The 17,552-nt window shown below is 64.8% G+C and carries 18 protein-coding genes; 9 read left to right on the forward strand and 9 right to left on the reverse strand.

Features of this window, described 5'->3' with window-relative positions:
- Positions 1-272: 272 nt before the first annotated feature.
- On the forward strand, positions 273-851 hold the full coding sequence (locus tag CLU86_RS12745) for a hypothetical protein (protein ID WP_099741854.1): 579 nt from the start codon (positions 273-275) through the stop codon (positions 849-851).
- Between the two features lie 56 nt (positions 852-907).
- On the opposite strand, the gene CLU86_RS12750 is transcribed toward CLU86_RS12745, so the two are convergent.
- The 3 genes from CLU86_RS12750 to CLU86_RS12760 all read right to left on the reverse strand — a co-directional run bounded on the left by CLU86_RS12750 (position 908) and on the right by CLU86_RS12760 (position 3,340).
- Entirely contained in the window at positions 908-2,056 is a 1,149-nt protein-coding gene (locus tag CLU86_RS12750; protein WP_099741855.1) for a class I SAM-dependent methyltransferase, read from the reverse strand.
- 7 nt (positions 2,057-2,063) lie between these two features.
- Positions 2,064-2,585, reverse strand: a complete 522-nt coding sequence (locus CLU86_RS12755) for a GNAT family N-acetyltransferase (RefSeq protein WP_099658765.1) — start codon at positions 2,583-2,585, stop codon at positions 2,064-2,066.
- A gap of 164 nt (positions 2,586-2,749) precedes the next feature.
- On the reverse strand, positions 2,750-3,340 hold the full coding sequence (locus CLU86_RS12760) for a hypothetical protein (protein ID WP_099741856.1): 591 nt from the start codon (positions 3,338-3,340) through the stop codon (positions 2,750-2,752).
- 200 nt (positions 3,341-3,540) lie between these two features.
- On the opposite strand from CLU86_RS12760, the gene CLU86_RS12765 reads away from it, so the two are divergent.
- Entirely contained in the window at positions 3,541-4,179 is a 639-nt protein-coding gene (locus CLU86_RS12765) for a response regulator transcription factor (RefSeq protein WP_099741857.1), read from the forward strand.
- Complete coding sequence (locus CLU86_RS12770) at positions 4,166-6,058, forward strand: hybrid sensor histidine kinase/response regulator (RefSeq protein WP_233194990.1); 1,893 nt, start codon at positions 4,166-4,168, stop codon at positions 6,056-6,058. Before CLU86_RS12765 ends, CLU86_RS12770 begins: the two co-directional genes overlap by 14 nt.
- A gap of 29 nt (positions 6,059-6,087) precedes the next feature.
- Here CLU86_RS12770 and CLU86_RS12775 read toward each other — a convergent pair whose 3' ends face one another.
- From CLU86_RS12775 to CLU86_RS12795, 5 genes are all read right to left on the reverse strand, one after another.
- Positions 6,088-7,542, reverse strand: coding sequence for a coniferyl aldehyde dehydrogenase (locus CLU86_RS12775; RefSeq protein ID WP_099741859.1), 1,455 nt, complete (start codon positions 7,540-7,542; stop codon positions 6,088-6,090).
- 236 nt (positions 7,543-7,778) lie between these two features.
- A complete protein-coding gene (locus CLU86_RS12780; protein WP_099741860.1) occupies positions 7,779-8,147 on the reverse strand; it encodes a hypothetical protein in 369 nt (122 codons plus the stop codon).
- A gap of 84 nt (positions 8,148-8,231) precedes the next feature.
- Positions 8,232-10,838 carry an ATP-dependent chaperone ClpB gene (clpB, locus tag CLU86_RS12785; protein WP_099741861.1) on the reverse strand — a complete coding sequence of 869 codons (2,607 nt, stop codon included), beginning with the start codon at positions 10,836-10,838 and terminating at the stop codon, positions 8,232-8,234.
- Between the two features lie 202 nt (positions 10,839-11,040).
- Positions 11,041-11,517, reverse strand: a complete 477-nt coding sequence (locus CLU86_RS12790; RefSeq protein WP_099741862.1) for a molybdenum cofactor biosynthesis protein MoaE — start codon at positions 11,515-11,517, stop codon at positions 11,041-11,043.
- Between the two features lie 10 nt (positions 11,518-11,527).
- On the reverse strand, positions 11,528-11,758 hold the full coding sequence (locus CLU86_RS12795) for a hypothetical protein (RefSeq protein WP_099656406.1): 231 nt from the start codon (positions 11,756-11,758) through the stop codon (positions 11,528-11,530).
- Positions 11,759-11,961: 203 nt separating this feature from the next.
- Between CLU86_RS12795 and CLU86_RS12800 the strand changes: the two genes are divergently transcribed.
- The 3 genes from CLU86_RS12800 to CLU86_RS12810 all read left to right on the forward strand — a co-directional run bounded on the left by CLU86_RS12800 (position 11,962) and on the right by CLU86_RS12810 (position 13,207).
- A complete protein-coding gene (locus CLU86_RS12800) occupies positions 11,962-12,216 on the forward strand; it encodes a hypothetical protein (protein WP_099741863.1) in 255 nt (84 codons plus the stop codon).
- Positions 12,217-12,382: 166 nt separating this feature from the next.
- The gene (locus tag CLU86_RS12805) at positions 12,383-12,841 is read left to right on the forward strand and encodes a hypothetical protein (RefSeq protein ID WP_099741864.1); all 459 of its coding nucleotides are present in this window, start codon (positions 12,383-12,385) and stop codon (positions 12,839-12,841) included.
- Between the two features lie 18 nt (positions 12,842-12,859).
- Positions 12,860-13,207 carry a hypothetical protein gene (locus tag CLU86_RS12810; protein ID WP_099743550.1) on the forward strand — a complete coding sequence of 116 codons (348 nt, stop codon included), beginning with the start codon at positions 12,860-12,862 and terminating at the stop codon, positions 13,205-13,207.
- 125 nt (positions 13,208-13,332) lie between these two features.
- On the opposite strand, the gene ffh is transcribed toward CLU86_RS12810, so the two are convergent.
- Positions 13,333-14,715 carry a signal recognition particle protein gene (gene ffh / locus CLU86_RS12815; protein WP_099656409.1) on the reverse strand — a complete coding sequence of 461 codons (1,383 nt, stop codon included), beginning with the start codon at positions 14,713-14,715 and terminating at the stop codon, positions 13,333-13,335.
- Positions 14,716-14,821: 106 nt separating this feature from the next.
- Between ffh and CLU86_RS12820 the strand changes: the two genes are divergently transcribed.
- The 3 genes from CLU86_RS12820 to CLU86_RS12830 are packed head-to-tail and all read left to right on the forward strand — an operon-like array spanning position 14,822 to position 17,549.
- Positions 14,822-15,619 (forward strand): inner membrane protein YpjD, encoded by a 798-nt coding sequence (locus CLU86_RS12820; protein ID WP_099741865.1) that lies wholly within the window; start codon positions 14,822-14,824, stop codon positions 15,617-15,619.
- The gene (locus CLU86_RS12825; RefSeq protein ID WP_099741866.1) at positions 15,616-15,849 is read left to right on the forward strand and encodes a PP0621 family protein; all 234 of its coding nucleotides are present in this window, start codon (positions 15,616-15,618) and stop codon (positions 15,847-15,849) included. The genes CLU86_RS12820 and CLU86_RS12825 overlap by 4 nt, the downstream gene beginning before the upstream one ends.
- On the forward strand, positions 15,846-17,549 hold the full coding sequence (locus CLU86_RS12830) for an ATP-binding protein (protein ID WP_099741867.1): 1,704 nt from the start codon (positions 15,846-15,848) through the stop codon (positions 17,547-17,549). The genes CLU86_RS12825 and CLU86_RS12830 overlap by 4 nt, the downstream gene beginning before the upstream one ends.
- Positions 17,550-17,552 lie beyond the last annotated feature (3 nt).

A 17,552-nucleotide genomic window follows, 5' to 3' on the forward strand; every position in this document is an offset into this window, starting at 1 on the left:
AAAGAAAAAATGCGTCTAGCGCCCTTTGACAAAGCGCTATCAGCTATCAAATATATAGCACCACCAATGCACCGCCGCACGGGGCGGATTACACAACTCAGCGAAGCGGCCCTGGCCAGGCGTTCCGTCGCAGGCAGTGCAAGCAGTACGACAACACGGAACAACGACGCCAGGGGTTAGCTCCGAGCCTCACCCCGTCATCACCATGTCACGGCCCGCTGTTGCAATACCGGCCACTGCCTTCTGCGCCCCCGCCTTTGCCAACGCCCGCCATGCTGCTTCTCAAAACCGACAAAGCCCGACAAGAACTGGCACCCGGCATGCGCACCCTGAGCCTGCGCGAGCGCTCGCTGCTGCTGTTGGCAGAAGGCAAGCCCCAGGCCGAGCTGCAAGCCATGTACAACGGCGGCGGCGCCCAGATCGTGGAGCACCTGTTGAACCAGGGCTACCTGGCGCCAATGGCGCCCACCGCACCCGCAGCAGCAGCCCCCACAACCCACCCAAAAACCCAGCCAAGCCCTGCCAGTGCCCCCAAGGCGGTACCAGCGGCCGCAACGGCAAGCCAACCCACCGACAAACCCACCGAGCCCAGTGACGCCCTGCGCTCACTGGCCGGTGCCCGGATGTACCTGTTCGACATTTGCGAGCGGCTGTTTGCCCGGCGCGACCCGGCCATGGCCCAGCATTTTCACAGCGCCCTGCGCTCAGCGCGCGACCGCGACAGCATGCTGGACGTGGGCGAGGCCCTGCTGGAAGAAGTGGCCCAACTCGCGGGCACCGAGCGCGCTCAGACCATTCGCGAGCGCATGGCCCAACTGCTGCCGCGCGAAGCCAGTGCAGCCCCCGCCTGAAAACGCAGCCGCAGCAACAGGCCCAGCAAAGCCGCCAGGCAGCAACGTGGCGTGTCTCAGGCCACGCCCAGGCGCCACAACGAGGTCACCTCGGCAGCCCGCGCAGCGTGCAGGGCATCGGTGGCGTCCGTGGCCTTGGAGTGGTGCGGCTTCACATCATGGCGGCCCAGCACCTGCAGCCCGGCCTGCGCGATCCACTCCAGCAGCTGGGCACGGGGGCGCAGCTCCAGGTGCTCGGCCAGGTCCGACAAAATCAGCCAGCCCTCGCCCCCAGGCTCCAGATGTGCGGCCAAGCCTGTCAAAAACCCGCGCAGCATGCCACTGCCCTCGTCGTACACCGCACGCTCGATGGGCGAGCTGGCACGCGCTGGCAACCAGGGCGGGTTGCACACCACCAAGGGCGCACGCCCTTCGGGGAACAGATCGGTCTGCAGCAATTCCACGCGACCTGCCACGCCCAGGCGTTGCAGGTTCTCGCGGGCACAGGCGATGGCGCGCGGGTCCTGGTCGGTGGCCACCACGCGCTGCACACCTCTGCGTGCCAGCACGGCAGACAACACGCCAGAGCCCACCCCCACATCAAAGGCCAGCGCTTTGGACGGCAGCGGCGTTTGCGCCACCAAATCCACATACTCGCCCCGCACGGGCGAGAACACGCCGTAGTGCGGGTGAATGCGATTGCCCGGCGCGGCCCCCAGGGCGGGCACTTCCACGCCCTTTTTGCGCCACTCGTGCGCGCCCACCAGGCCCAGCAGCTCGCGCAGCGATGCCACCACGCGCTGGCCGCTGGCAGGGCCCCAGGCCTCGGCGCATGCCTGGCGCAAATCGGGCGCGCGGCGCAGCCCGATGGCGTAATCGCCTTCGAGCACGATCAACACCGACGACAGCACCCGCGCCCGCTGCGCCTGGGCCTGCCGGTGCAGGTGAAACGCCTGGGCCGGTGTGGCATCGGCCGCCTTTTTGGCGGCTTTGGCTGCAGCCTTGGCGGGCTTGCGATCGGTGCGGCGCATCAGCGCCTGCAGCAGCATGCGCGCGTTTTGAAAGTCGCCCGTCCACAGCAGGCCCGTGCCTTCGCAGGCGAGGCGGTATGCGGTGTCTGCGGGCAGGGTGTCGTCTGCGGCCACTACCCGGCGAGGGGCCGGGGCGCCGCTCTCAGAGCGCCAGTGGGCGGTGTGGGCCTGGCCCTGGCTGCTCCATTCGATCATGGGAGGATCAGCCGTTGATAGGGCGCTTCAGGCGCACTTCTTCGATCTTCACGCCGCCGATCACAGCCGTTTTGGCCGTGGACAGCTCGCGCTTGAAACCTGCCATCTCGTGAAAGCGCAGCGCGCGCTCATTGCGCAGCGGCACCCAGGCGGTGACATTGGTGCAGCCCTCTTCTTGCAGGCCATCACGGGCGGCATCCCACAGGGCCAGGCCCACGCCTTGGTTCCAATGCGTGGGGGCGGCGTAGATGGCCCAGATTTCACCGGTGGTGGGGCGGGATTTTTCATCGCGTGAGCGGTCGTAACCGACGAAGCCGACGATCTTCTCGCCGTCCACGGCCACTTGCACTTGTGGCTCGCAATATTCAATGGCCTCGCGCCAGTAGGCCTGGCGCTTTTCGACCGACATGGATTTCAATTGCTCGTCTGGCACCAGTCCTTTGTAGGCCTCTTGAGCAGAGACAGTGTGGATCTGGGCAATGGCTTTTGCATCGCGAAGCGTGGCGGGACGAACCTGGATACTGGACATGGAAAAACCGAACGAAAACAGGGTGTAAAAAAACGAAAGGACCGGCATTGTCGCCGCAAACGGTTTTCCACCCCTTTGCGCTCGGTTACAGCGCGGGTTCAAAGCGCCTTTTTTAGGCGCTTTTTGCTTCCTTCAAAGACCACGAAAACGTCGCGCAAAGCCGCTCAGGCAATGGCCATGGCATTGCCCATGGCGCCCGCGGCCATGGCCTGCGCCGCGCGCTGCACCAGGGCGCGCTTGTTGCGCGGGCGGGGCGCGTGCACGGCGGGCGGCTGGCCATTGATGGCCCCCAGGCTCAGCACCAGTGTCACGGTGCGGGAATCGTCCTCACGGTCATCGATGGCATAGGCGCGGTAGCTGCCATTGCCCTGCCCATGGCTGCGGCGCACCGCATGAAAAACCACCCGTGCGCTCGCCACCCGATTACCCCCAAAAGGCAGTACCCGCACGCGGGCATCGCGGTCCAGGGCCAGGCCCAGGCTTCCGGCGCGGTTGATCAAATCGGTGCGCACTGTGCGCCAGGTTTGCCCGGCATCGGTAGAGAACTGCCAGGTACCCACCTGGGCGTCCAACTGCTCAATCACCATGCCCGCGTGCAGCGCCAGCTCAGGGCAGTTGTCCTGCAGGATCTGGATCACGCTGTTCCCCCCCACCCCGCCTGCCGCAGGCGAGGCGGCGGCACCTGAGCGGCGCTCTGCAGCAGCGCGCTGTGCAGTGGAAGACGCGGCGGAAGAACGGTTGGCAAATGCGGTCATTTTGGGCCCCTCTGTGGATGTTGAATGCAATGGATGCGATGGTTCTGAGCAAGGTCGGTACGCATTGACATTTGCACTCCAAGGCACCGTTCAATGCATGGGAGAAAGTCTAGAAAACGGACTGCAGCGCGTCCATCGCACAAATGGACTAACAAAAATGGACTAGTCCAAACGGGTGGTTTGTGGGCAATACTTGGCGGATGTCTGCCCGCCTACTGCTTGTTGATGACCACACCCTGTTTCGCACAGGCTTGCGCCTGATCGTTCAGGACCACCCATCGGTAAGCTCCATCGCAGAAGCGGGCTCTGTGGCTGAAGCCTGCGCACTGCAGCTGGCCGATACAGACCTGGTGCTGCTGGACATCCAGTTGCCCGGCATGAGTGGCCTGGACGGCCTGCGCCTCATCCGCCAGGCTTGCCCCAAGGCGCGCATCGTGCTGGTGTCTGCCAGCGTGGCGCCAGATGCGGTGAACGAGGCCCGGGTGCGCGGAGCCGACGGTTTTCTACCCAAATCGGCCAGCGGTGAAGACATCCTGGACGCCATCACCTGCGCATTGGCAGGGCTGCCCTGCTTTCCGGCAGGCAGCGGCCAGGCCCCACCCGCTGCGCGCGGGGCCGGTGCGTCGGCCCTCACAGCGCGGCAGCTGGATGTACTGACGCTGCTGTGCGCAGGCAAGCCCAACAAGGTGATTGCACGCGACCTGGGACTGAGCGAGAACACCGTGCGGGTGCATGTGGCCGCCATCTTTGGGCAACTGGGGGTCAACAGCCGCAGTGCGGCGCTGCTCACAGCGCAGCGCATGGGCCTGGTCGCCACCCCCAGCCATGACACCCTCTGAGCCCACCCACCCAGAACCTGCCGCTGCGCCACCAGCGGTACCGTCGCCATTGCACACGCCCACCCCATCCCTGATGGGCCGCCTGGGCTGGGCCTGGCCACGGTGGGAGCGCGAGGAAATCCTTCGTGAGCAAGTCTCGCTGCTGCGCCACAACTTCCCGATGACTTTGCTGGCCTCGCTGGCCACGGCCTTTGGCACGCTGTGGGTGATGCGCCCGGTGGCAGATCCGCAGGCCATGCTCGCCTGGCTGATCTCACACATCCTGGTGGTGAGCTGTGTGTACGCCGTGCTGCTGGGCATTGACCGCCAAGGCACCGCACACCCCAAGCGCGCCGTGTGGCGGCTGATGGTGTGCATGAGCGCCATGGGCATCAGCTGGGGCAGCCTGGCCCACGTGGTGCTGTACTGGGGCAGTGGCGAGAGCGTGATTTACGCCATCGGCATCATCAGCACCGTGTCATCGGGCGCACTGGGGCTGGGGGCACCGCTGCTGTGGGGCTACATCATCTACCTCACGTTTGCCATTGGCGGGGTGCTGCTGGCACTGGCCATGGCGGGCGGCGTGGTGATGTGGCCCGCCCTGCTGATGGTGTGCGTGTACTACGCACTGACCTCCATGCACGCACGCACCGGCGAGCAGGCCACGTTGCGCTCCATCGTCCTCAAGCTGGAAAACGAGCGGCTGGTGACCGAGCTGCGTGCCGAGTCACGCCGCGCCCTGGCCGCCCAAGAAGCCGCAGAGCAGGCCGACCGCGACAAGTCCCGCTTTTTGGCCGCAGCCAGCCACGACCTGCGCCAGCCCCTGCACGCCATGGGCCTGTTTCTGGAAACCCTGCAGCGCAGTCCGCTCAACGCCCACCAGCACACCGTGCTGGGGCACGCGCACGCTGCCTCTGGCGCGGCGGCCGAGATGCTCACCACCTTGCTCGACTATTCGCGCCTGGAGGCCGGGGTCGTCAAGGTGCGCCCTGCGGCTTTCTCGGTGCAATCGCTGCTCACTTCGCTGGAGCAAGAGTTCGGTGTGCAGGCCGATGCTGCAGGCCTCATCTACCGCACGCGCGAGACCTCTGCAGCGGCCTTTGCCGACCGCTCGCTGGTCGATCTGGTCATGCACAACTTCATCTCCAACGCCCTGCGCTACACCAGCCGGGGCGGTGTGCTGATTGCCTGCCGCCAGCGCGGCGCCCGGCTGGCGCTGGAGGTGTGGGACACGGGCCACGGCATTCCCGAGCACCAGTGGGAGGACATCTTCAAAGAGTTCCACCAACTGGGCAACCCCGAACGCGACCGGCGCAAGGGCCTGGGCCTGGGCCTGGCCATCGTGCAGCGGCTGGCCCGCGAGATGTGCACCAACGTGGAGGTGCGCTCGCGCCTGGGCAAGGGCTCGGTCTTCAGGCTTTGGCTGGACAACTGGCAAGGCGCCCTGGAAGACGAAGCCCAGCCCGTGCTGGACCCGCAAAGCCTGGCAGGCCTGAGGGTGCTGGCCATCGACGACGACGAGGCCGTGCGCATGGGCATGCAATCGCTGCTGCAAAGCTGGGGGTGCGAATGCCTGACGGCCGAATCCGGCGCCGACGCCATGCAAAGCCTGGAGCGCATGACCCCCGAGTTGATCATCACCGACTTCCGCTTGCGGCATGAGGAAACAGGCAAGCAGGTGCTGCAAGCGCTGCGCTCCCAGCTGGGCGCCATGGTGCCCGCCATCATCATGACGGGCGACACCTCGCCCCAGCGCCTGCGAGATGCGCAGTCCACCTCGGCCCTGCTGCTGCACAAGCCCGTGTCCACCGGCCAGCTGCGCGACGCCATTTCGCTGCTGCTGCAGCAACCCCAGCCTGCTGCCTGGCAGGCCGAAGAAACGACTGCGGACCCGACCTGAGCCTGCGCAGGCTCGGCGCCCGCGCCAACTCAAAACCAGCGGCGCATCAAATCCATCAAACGCTGAAACCGGGCGCCATACGGTGGGTAAAGCAACGCACCCAAGGACCAGCGCGACTGCACCAGCACCGACTTCTGGTGGCAAAACCGCAGAAAGCCCTGCTCGCCATGGTAGGCCCCCCAGCCACTGTCGCCCACGCCGCCAAACGGCAGGTTGTCGTGGGCCACATGCATCAGGGTGTCGTTCACCGTCACGCCCCCGCTGACCGTGCGGGCCAGCACATCGTCGCGCACCGCCTCGCTTTGCCCAAACCAGTACAGCGCCAGCGGGCGCGGCCCGGCGTTGATGTGCGCAATGGCATCGTCCAGGCGCTCGTAGGAAATGACGGGCAGGATGGGGCCAAAAATTTCTTCCTGCATGAGCTGCATGGCCGACGTGGCGCCAAACACCAGCGTGGGCAGCATCTGGCGGCTGGCGCCATCGCCCAGCGTACCCACCGTGGGCACGGCGGGCTTGCCTGAAGCGGGCTTGCCCACGGACGGGTCAATGGTCTGCACCTCAGCGCCCAAGGTTTGCGCCTGCTGCAGCATGGTGCGCAGCCGTGCGTAGTGGCGCGCAGTGATGATGGAGGCGTAGTCGCCATTGCCCTCAATGCTCGGGAACAGGCGCAGCACGGCCGCGCCATAGGCCTGGGCAAACTCGGCCTCGCGTCCCCGGGGCAGCAGCACGTAGTCGGGCGCCACGCAGGTTTGCCCGGCATTGAACAGCTTGCCGTGGGCAATCTTCAGGGCAGCCTCCTGCAGGTCGCAGTGGCCGTCGATGATGCAAGGCGATTTGCCCCCCAGCTCCAGCGTGGTGGGGGTGAGGTTGTGCGCCGCCGCCTGCGCCACCTTGCGCCCCACGGCGGTAGAGCCGGTGAACACCAGGTGATCGAACGGCAGTGAGGCAAACAAGGCCGACAAATTGGCATCGCCCTGCACCACACAAAACTCGTCGGCGGAGAAGAACTGCGCCACCAACGCCGCCAGTTGCGCCGAGGTGTGCGGCGTGAGCTCGCTGGGCTTGAGCATGACGCGGTTGCCCGCCGCCAGTGCGGTAATAGCGGGGGCCAGCGCCAGTTGGATAGGGTAATTCCACGGCGCAATCACCCCCACCACCCCCAGCGGCTGGCGGGCAATCCAGGCACTGGCAGGCTGCAAAAACAGGGGGGTGAACACCCGCTGGGGCTTCATCCAGCGGCCCAGGTGGCGCAGGGTGTGCGACAGCAAACTGCGCAGCACAAACAGGTCTGCCACCTCTGTCAGGCGCGGCGAGCGCATGCCGAAATCGGCCTGCACGGCGGCGGCCAGCACGGGGGCGTGCTCGTCCAGCATTTTTTGCAAGCGCAGCAAACGCTCGCGGCGCACCAGCAGGGGCACCTCCACTTGCGCGCGGCTGGCCTGGTGCTGGAGTTGGAACTGGGCGTGTATTTCGGCAGGGGTCATGCAAAGATCATAGGAGACCCTACCAGCGGGTGCGTCACGAAAGGGCACATGCGGCGCCTGGGCACCGCGCCCCTGGCGCCCCTGCGTCAGGCACCCGACACAGGGAATGCAATGCCATCAGCGCAACCCGGCAAGCTCCAGAGGCTTCCTACCAATCGAGCGAGAAGTGTGCGCGCAGAACGCCCGAGACCGCAGAGGCACACGGCGCGGTGATTCGTGCAGAGGGTTCCTAACCCTCAGCGGACTTCGCGCGCTTCCACGTCCGTCACCTGGGCTGCCCCAGGCAAGATGCCGCCACGGTGCTGTGCGGCGGGCTCATCCACCACGCCATCACCCGATGCGGGTGCCCCAGGCGCACCACGGTGGCCACCCGTTGACCAACGCTGCGTGGAACGAAAGGCGGTGCTGAAGCCCGAGCGCGGGTCCATGCGCATGACCCAAGGCGTCACGGGCTTGCCCGTCAGCCGCGCCCAGGCGGCGCGCAAGGCCCACACCAGGGCCAGCACCAGCACGGCGGCCAGCAGGCTCAAGAAAAGCACCACGCCCATGGCCAACACCACCACACGCAGCACTAGGCGCAACAGGCCCGCAACAATTTCGTTCAACTCACACCTCTCATTCACAACATGGGCGGGGCGCGACACCGGTGTGTCCACCAGCCTGCGCACCCGCCACCGCCGCTTGGCAGGTCAACCCTGCGGCGCGGCGCTGAACTGGAACACCCCCGGCTCCAGCACCGGGTTCACGTTCACAGCAATGACGCTCTTGGGAGGGAACTGCCCCTCCAGCAAGAGCTTGGACAGCGGGTTCTCAATCCGCTGCTGGATCGCCCGCTTGAGCGGCCGCGCACCAAACACCGGGTCAAACCCCACCTTGGCCAATTCTGCCAAGGCGGCATCGGACACCTGCAACTCCAAATCCATCTTCGCCAACCGGGTTTGCAGCAGCTGCAGCTGGATCTTGGCGATCGAGGCGATGTGCTGCGCGTCGAGCGCGTGGAACACCACGGTCTCGTCGATGCGGTTCAGGAACTCAGGGCGGAAGTGGTTCTTCAGCTCGCCCCACACGGCGTCCTTGATGTCCTGCGAATCCTGCCCCACCATGGCCTGGATCAGGTGCGAGCCGATGTTGCTGGTCATCACGATCACCGTGTTCTTGAAGTCCACGGTGCGGCCCTGGCCGTCCGTCAGGCGGCCATCGTCCAGCACTTGCAGCAGCACGTTGAACACGTCGGGGTGGGCTTTTTCCACCTCGTCGAGCAGCAGCACGCTGTAGGGTTTGCGGCGCACGGCCTCGGTGAGGTAGCCGCCCTCTTCATAGCCCACGTAGCCGGGGGGCGCGCCGATCAGGCGGGCCACCGAGTGCTTCTCCATGAACTCGCTCATGTCGATGCGCACCAAGTGGTCTTCGCTGTCGAACAAAAAGCCCGCCAGCGCCTTGCACAGCTCGGTCTTGCCCACGCCCGTGGGGCCAAGGAACAGGAACGAGCCCGTGGGCCGGTTGGGGTCGCTCAGGCCCGAACGCGAGCGGCGGATGGCATTGGCCACTGCAGCAATCGCCTCTTGCTGGCCCACCACACGCTCGTGCAGCTTGGTCTCCATCTGCAGCAGCTTGTCTTTCTCACCCTGCATCATCTTGGACACCGGGATGCCCGTGGCGCGGCTCACCACCTCGGCAATTTCTTCCGCGCCCACCTGGGTGCGCAGCAAGCGGTTGGGCGTGGAGGCGCCGTCCTTGCCTTCTTCCTTGGCCTGGGCTTCCTTGAGCTTGCGTTCCAGATCGGGCAGGCGGCCGTACTGCAGCTCAGACACCTTGGTCAGGTCGCCCTTGCGGGTGAATTCAACAATCTGTAGCTTGATGCGCTCGATCTCTTCGCGCACCTGGGCCGAGCCCTGGGCCTGCGCTTTTTCGCTGGTCCAGATCTCTTCCAGGTCGGCAATTTCTTTTTGCAGGCGCTCGATCTCTTCCTCGATCAGGCCAAAGCGCTTTTGCGAGGCCTCGTCCTTTTCGCGGCGCACGGCTTCGCGCTCGATCTGCAACTGGATCAGGCGGCGGTCGAGCTTGTCGATGGCTTCGGGCTTGGAGTCGATTTCGATCTTGATCTTGGCTGCGGCCTCGTCGATCAGGTCAATCGCCTTGTCGGGCAAAAAACGGTCAGTGATATAGCGATGGGACAGCTCGGCTGCCGCCACGATGGCGGGGTCGGTGATCTCCACGCCGTGGTGCGCCTCGTACTTTTCCTGCAGGCCGCGCAGGATGGCGATGGTGGCCTCCACCGTGGGCTCGCCCACCAGAATCTTCTGGAAGCGGCGCTCCAGCGCAGCGTCCTTTTCGATGTACTTGCGGTATTCGTCCAGCGTAGTGGCGCCCACGCAGTGCAGCTCGCCGCGCGCAAGAGCTGGTTTGAGCATGTTGCCCGCGTCCATCGCGCCTTCGCCCTTGCCTGCGCCCACCATGGTGTGCAGCTCATCGATGAAGACAATGGTCTGGCCTTCGTCCTTGGCCAACTCGCTCAACACGGTTTTCAGGCGCTCTTCAAACTCGCCCCGGTATTTGGCACCGGCCAGCAGGGCGGCCATGTCCAGTGAGAGGACCCGCTTGCCTTTGAGGCTTTCAGGCACCTCGCCCGCCACGATGCGCTGGGCCAGGCCTTCGACAATCGCGGTCTTGCCCACCCCGGGCTCACCAATGAGCACGGGGTTGTTCTTGCTGCGGCGCTGCAGCACCTGGATGGCGCGGCGGATCTCGTCGTCGCGGCCAATCACCGGGTCGAGCTTGCCTGCTCGGGCGCGCTCGGTCAGGTCCAGGCAGTACTTTTGCAGCGCGCCGCGCTGGCCCTCGGCCTCGGCGCTGTCCATCTTCTGGCCGCCGCGCACGGCTTCGATCGCAGCCTCCAGACTCTTGCGGGTGAGGCCGTTGTCCTTGGCTATTTTTGCGGCCTCGCCCTTGCTGTCGATCACGGCCAGCAAGAACAGCTCGCTGGCAATGAACTGGTCGCCGCGCTTGATGGCTTCTTTCTCAGTGGCCTGCAGCACGCGGCCCAGCTCGGGACCGCCCTGCACCTGGTCGTTGCCTTGCACCTGGGGCAGGCGCTTGACGGCAGCTTCGGCCGCCGCCAGCAGGCCGGGCACATTGGCGCCCGCACGCTGCAGCAGCGCCTTGGGGCCGTCGTCTTGCTTGAGCATGGCCACGAGCATGTGCACGGGCTCGATGTAGGCGTGGTCGTTGCCCAGCGCAATGCTCTGTGCATCGCCCAGGGCTTCTTGGAACTTGGTGGTGAATTTGTCGAGACGCATGGTCTATATCCTCCGAATTGCCCTGCAGTTGGGGTGGGCACTGCCTCATTTCAAGGCAGCGGGCACAGGAAGAGATTGACCTGGATCAGTGGGGCGCCACGACGACGGAGCACGCAGTTACTATCAAATCAATAGCTGCCAGCGCTTATTTGATGAGCGCTGGCAGCTATTTTTATTGAAAAGAACAGCCCCCAACCTAGGCTCAGGCGTTGCGTGCCGTGATGCCCCAGCGCGCCAGCGCGGCGTCGTCGCTCACCCGGGCATCCACCCAGCGGGCGCCTTGGGCGGTTTCTTCCTTCTTCCAGAACGGTGCCTGGGTCTTGAGGTAGTCCATCAAAAATTCGCAGGCCTGAAAGCTCTGGCCCCGGTGCGCACTGGTCACCGCCACCAGCACGATCTGGTCGAGCGGCTGCAGCAGCCCCACGCGGTGGATCACCCGGGCACCCAAAATATCGAAGCGCTGGAAAGCCTCTTGCACCATGGCCTCGATGGACTTTTCGGTCATGCCGGGGTAGTGCTCCAGCTCCATCGAGGCAACCTTGTCGCCCTCATTGCGGTCACGCACCGTGCCCACAAAGCTGCACACCGCCCCCACGCCCTTGTCTTCACGGCGCAGCGCGGCAATTTCGGCAGACAGGTCAAAGTCTGCGGTCTGGATGGAAACTTGTGCGCGGGTCATAGGCCGTAGCTCATGGCGCGCGGTGCAAGCGGGGCGCGGCCAGCAAGGCCCGCTCCTCTTCCACAAAGTTCTGCAGCTGCTGCAGCGCGGGCGATGGCGGCAGTTTGGCCAGCTGGGTTTGCAGCCGCGTGATGTCGCCCACCGTGGGGGCCACCTTGATTTGCGCCACTGCGGCGGCGTGGTTGCCGGACTGGATCAAAGCCAGCACCTTGTTCGGCCATTCACTTTTGGATCGTGCCATGGGGATGTTTTCGGTAGTTCAACAGGGTTTCTACAGGACATGGCTTACGCAAACAGGGCTCAGCCAAGCGGCATGCCCGAAAGCCAAGGCGGTGGTTGCATCCCGCTTTGCATAAGCCCTACAGGAATGTCTGTAGCATTCGCCCGCACTGTACCCCCACCACGCTGGCCCGCCACGCGCCCTGCCCTTACTTTTTTGAGCCCATGGCCACACAAACCATCACCACCAACCAGTACAAGCTCTACCCTTCGCCCCGCAACCAATACCGCGAAATTTTTGAGCACCAGGTCTTTGTGCCCCACCCCTACGCCATCATTGACCTGGATGCCATGGAGCTGGCCGGCAAAACCACGCTGTATGCCGCCTGCCGCTTGTCGGACATGAAGATGGGCCAGGTGGTGACCTTTGAGCTGGCGGCAGACCAAGCCAAGTTCGAGCGCCTGTTCACTCCCGACTGACCCACCACGCGGTCCCACAAGCGCGCCATGGGGTGCCCGCCCCCAAAAACGCCCGAAGAATCGCGAACAAATACACAGGAGCCACCGGTCATTTCGCCCAACGGCGCGCGGCGGGCAGTTTGCAGGCCCCGTCTCTGGGACACTTCGCGCTTTTTGGGAGAGCCCTGTGAAAAAGCACCTGTTTCTGGCCTTGTGCCTGGCCGCCAGCACCGCTGTGTGGGCCCAAAACACCCCGACCACCCCGACCACCCCGGCTGCAACGGCCGCAAAAACCAGCGCTGCAGCCATCCCCCAGGCCCGCCTGGTGGGCAAATGGGAGCACACCCTGCAAACGTCCGAATGGCTGCTGCAGCAAACCACGGAACTCAAGGACAACCGCAAGTTCACGCAGCACGCGGTGTACAAGGGCCCGGACGGGGCCGTGCTGGCAGACAACACCTCCAGCGGCGACTGGTCTTTTGATGGCACCCACTTCAAGCGGGTCTTCACCCACATCAACAACCAAAAGCTCAAGCCCAACCGACAGGTGCTGATGGAGCAAAAGATCCTCTCGCTGAGCGATTCGAGCTTTGACTTCTTTGACCCGGAAACCCAGAAGAAGCTGGTGTTCAACCGCGTGCAGTGAGTGGGCCACAATCTGGCCATGCTCGAAGACGACAACCAGATCCACGTTCCGCCCTCGTTCATGGCGGTGTACGCCGACCACCGCCAGCGCCTGCGCGAACCCGTTTCCATCGTTCGTGCCCGCTACGAGCTGTGTGAAGACCTGTCGGGGCATCTGGTGGAGCACGCGCAAACGCTGTACCACGTGCAGGCCCCGTCCGAAACAGAGATCCTGCTGCGCATCCATGCGGGGCTGTGCACGGCCGAGTCGGGCGTGTCGGTGGCCGAGGCCACCTGGATCACGACCCGCCTGGCAGAACTGCTGAACTGGCCCTGCCCAGAACTGCCATCACCGACCAGCGGCGATGCCGCCCCCTTATCCCACTGAGAGCCGCCCCACAGGGCATTGCCCCAGAAAAAAACGCGGCCCCTTAGCAAGAGCCGCGTTCTTTTTGGCACCTAGCGCTTGATAAATAAGCGCTAGCAGCTATCAATTAAATAGCACCCAACACCTCAGGAGCCACCAAACGGCATCTTGGGCATGCCGCCCAGGCCTTTCATGCCGCCCATGCGCTTCATCATCTTCATCAGGCCACCGCCCTTCATTTTCTTCATCATGTCCTGCATCTGCTCAAACTCCTTGAGCAGGCGGTTGACCTCTTGCACATGCACACCGGCGCCGTTGGCAATGCGCTTTTTGCGGGTGGCCTTGATGAGATCGGGCTTGCGGCGCTCCAGCGGGGTCATGCTCTGGATGATGCCTTCCTTGCGCTTGATGTCCTTCTCGGCCTTGTCCATATCGATGGAGCCGGCCTTGGCGGTGAGCTGAGACGGCAGCTTGTCCATCAGGCTGGAGAGCCCGCCCATCTGCTTCATCTGCTGGATTTGCGAGAGGAAGTCGTTGAGGTCAAAGCCGTCACCGCTCTTGACCTTGGCGGCCAGCTTTTGGGCGGCTTCGATGTCCACCCCGGCCGTGACCTGCTCCACCAGCGCCACGATGTCGCCCATGCCCAGGATTCGGCCCGCATGGCGCTCGGCGTCAAACACCTCCAGGCCGTCGATCTTTTCAGAGACACCTGCAAACTTGATGGGTGCCCCCGTGATCTGGCGCACCGACAGCGCGGCACCACCGCGCGAGTCACCGTCGAGCTTGGTCAGCACAATGCCGGTGAGCGGCAGGGCTTCCTTGAAGGCCTTGGCGGTGTTGATCGCATCCTGGCCCTGCATGGCGTCCACCACAAACAGTGTTTCCACCGGGTTGAGGGCGGCATGCAGGTCCTTGATTTCTTTCATCAAGGCTTCGTCAATGGCCAGGCGCCCGGCCGTGTCCACCAGCAGCACGTCAAAGTAGTGCTTCTTGGCGTAGTCCAGCGCCGCGCGGGCGATGTCCAGCGGCTTTTGGTCCGGGGTGCTGGGGAACCACTCGGCACCGGCCTGCGCGGTCACGGTCTTGAGCTGCTCGATGGCGGCGGGGCGGTACACGTCGCCCGACACCGTCAGCACCTTCTTCTTGCGCCGCTCGATCAGGTGCTTGGCCAGCTTGGCGGTGGTGGTCGTTTTACCCGCACCTTGCAGGCCCGCCATCAGGATGATGGCCGGGGGCTGCGCGGCCAGGTTGATGTCCGCCACACCCTCGCCCATGGTGGCGGCCAGCTCCTGGTTGACGATGCTCACCAGCGTCTGCCCGGGCTTGAGCGAGCCCAGCACCTCCTGGCCCAGGGCTTTTTCCTTGACGCGGGCGATGAAGTCGCGCACCACCGGCAAGGCCACATCGGCCTCCAGCAGCGCCATGCGCACTTCGCGCAGCATGTCCTGCACGTTGGATTCGGTGATGCGGGCCTGGCCACGCATCTCCTTGACGAGTCGCGTGAGTTTGTCGGTAAGTGCGGAGGCCATAGGAGATTTTGGAAAGGTTCCAGGGTTACCCGTTACCCGCACACAGGTCAAATGTGGGCAGGTTTGCCAAAGCGCTGGCAGCGGGCGAAAGGCTAAACTGTGACCCATGATTTTACCCAGTGCTTCCCCCGTCAGCTGGTTGCTGGCCCTTGCCGCAGCCTTGGCATACGCCGCACCTGCCGCAGCCGCCGCCCGGTTGGGCGCCACCGCCTCACGCAACGCTCTGCTGGTGGCATGGGTGTTGCACGGTGCCCTGCTGGTCTGGGGGCTGTGGGGTGATGCGCCCCGCTTCGGTTTTGCCCCGGCCTTGTCGATGACGGCCTGGCTGGTATTGACGGTGTATGCCGTCGAGCGGCAGCTCTTTCCCCAGATGCAGGCACGCTGGGTGCTGGCTGCCCTGGGCGCCGCCACCATCGTGCTGGCTCTGGCGTTTCCTGGACAGCCACTGCATGTGGCGGCATCGGCCTGGCTGCCGCTGCACCTGGCCTTGGGCATTGCCTGCTATGGCCTGTTTGCCGCTGCCGTGGTGCACGCCTGGCTCATGACCCGTGCAGAACGCCACATCCGCCAAGCCGAAGACCCGCACAGTGGCATTCCTCTGTTGACGCTGGAGCGGCTGACCTTTCGCTTTGTGACGGCCGGTTTTGTGCTGCTCAGCGCCACCTTGCTGGCGGGCTGGCTGTTCAGCGAAACCCTGTACGGCCGCGCTTGGCGCTGGGACCACAAGGCCGTTTTCTCGATACTCTCGTGGCTCACGTTTGCCACCTTGCTGCTGGGCCGCGCACGCTTTGGCTGGCGCGGGCGCAATGCCGTGCGGGTGCTGTACGCAGGCGCTGCATTGCTGATGCTGGCGTACGTGGGCTCGCGTTTCGTGATGGAAGTCGTGCTGGGCCGCAGCGTATGAAATACCTGGTCCTGTTCATCGTGCTGGTGATTGCCGTGGGCGTATGGCGCAGCAAGCGCGAGCCCGCCCAGCCAGCACGCACCCCACCCGCAGCCCCCCCCAAACCCCAGGACATGGTGGCCTGTGCCCATTGCGGCCTGCACCTGCCCTACAGCGATGCGGTCGTGCAACGTGGCGTGGCCTATTGCAGCGCGGACCACCTGCGCGCTGGCCCAGCGCTGCGCCCATGAAAGAAACCCTGTTGGCCGACGCCCGGCTGAACACTGCGGACGCGCCCTTTGTGCGCCTGTGGCGCGGCTTTCTCACAGGACGGGTGATGATTGCCGTGGCGCTGCTGGTGCTGCAGACCCTGGGGCAGTGGTTCAACCAAGTCAGCGACCCTGTCTTGATGGCCGTATGCGGGGCCTACCTGTGCGCTGCCGTGCTGCTGCGCATTCTGGGGCGCCATGCCCCCCCTGCTGCGGGCACGGGCGTGCAGTGGCTTCCCTCCATTGGCGTGGACATTGCCGTGGTCAGCGCCCTGCAGCTCTTGCACACGGGCGCCATGAATTTCACCCCCTTGTTCGGCCTGCCCATTCTGATGGCGGCCGTGCTCGGCACCCTGACCCTGGCACTGGGCACCACCGCCGCCGTGACGCTGCTGCTTTTGCTGTGGGCCTGGTGGAGCAGCACCCAATCGCTGAGCGACGACACCCAGCGCTACCTGCAAAGCGCGCTGACGGGCACCGGGTATTTTGTGGTAACTTACTTGGTGCACCAACTGGCCACCCGGCTGGTGGGCGAGCAGGAAGTCGCCCAGCGCAGCAAGATGGCAGCGCAGGTGCAGACCCAGGTGAGTGCCCTGGTGATTGAGCATTTGAGCGACGGCGTGCTGGTGGTGGACGAAAGCGACGTGGTCCGCATGGCCAACCCGGCCGCTCAGGGCCTGCTGGGGGAGAGCCAGCACACCCAGCTGCCTTTTTCCCTGGGCCGGTGCGAAGGCTGGCAGCCCCTGGTGGACCTGGCACACCGCACGTTTGACCAGGAAGCCCCCCAAACGGCCGACGTCGCATTGCTGCACCCTGGCGAAAGTCCCACCGGGCTGCATGCACGCACCTGGATGACATCCACCCACGCCGACCCACAAAGCCGTGGAGAGCGCCTGTGCGTGATGTTCTTGCATGACCTGCGGGAACTGGAGGCCCGCCTGCGCACCGAAAAGTTGGCTGCCATGGGCCGCATGTCTGCTGCCGTGGCGCATGAAATCCGCAATCCGCTGGCCGCCATCGTCCAAGCCAACGCGCTGCTGGAAGAAGACCTGCAAGACCCTGGTCAAAAACGACTGGCACAAATGGTGCAGCAAAACGCCGACCGACTGGCACGCATTGCCGAGGAGGTGCTGGACATTGCCCGCGTGCAACACCAGATCAGCCATGCGCCGGCCTCCACGCTGGCACTGGATGCCAGCGTGGCCCAGGTGTGGAGTGACTGGTGCGCCCAGGACCCCGCCAAGCGCCAAGGGCAAATCCTGCTGAATGCGCCGATGCTGCACGTAGAGTTTGATACCGAGCACCTGCGCCGGGTACTAGTCAACCTGCTGGACAACGCCTTGCGCTACATGGGGCCCCATGAAGACTCGTTGCAGGTGCAGACCCGCACCAGCGTCACAGGCCAGATCACGCTGCAGGTCTGGAGCGACGGCGCCCCCATGGACAAATCCGTGGAGCGCCACCTGTTCGAGCCCTTTTTCTCCTCAGAGAGCCGCTCCAGCGGCCTGGGCCTCTATATATGCCGCGAACTGTGCCAAAGGCACGGCGCCTCCATCAGCTACCAGCGCACCCACCGTACCACCGCGCGTGGCAACACCGGCGGCAATGCCTTCACCGTGGCGTTCAGGCGCACCACACGCCCCCAAGAAGCCGCCACGCTATTCGACTCCATCGTGATCTGAGAA

The sequence above is a fragment of the Acidovorax sp. 62 genome, assembly GCF_002754495.1.
GTDB lineage: Bacteria > Pseudomonadota > Gammaproteobacteria > Burkholderiales > Burkholderiaceae_C > Acidovorax.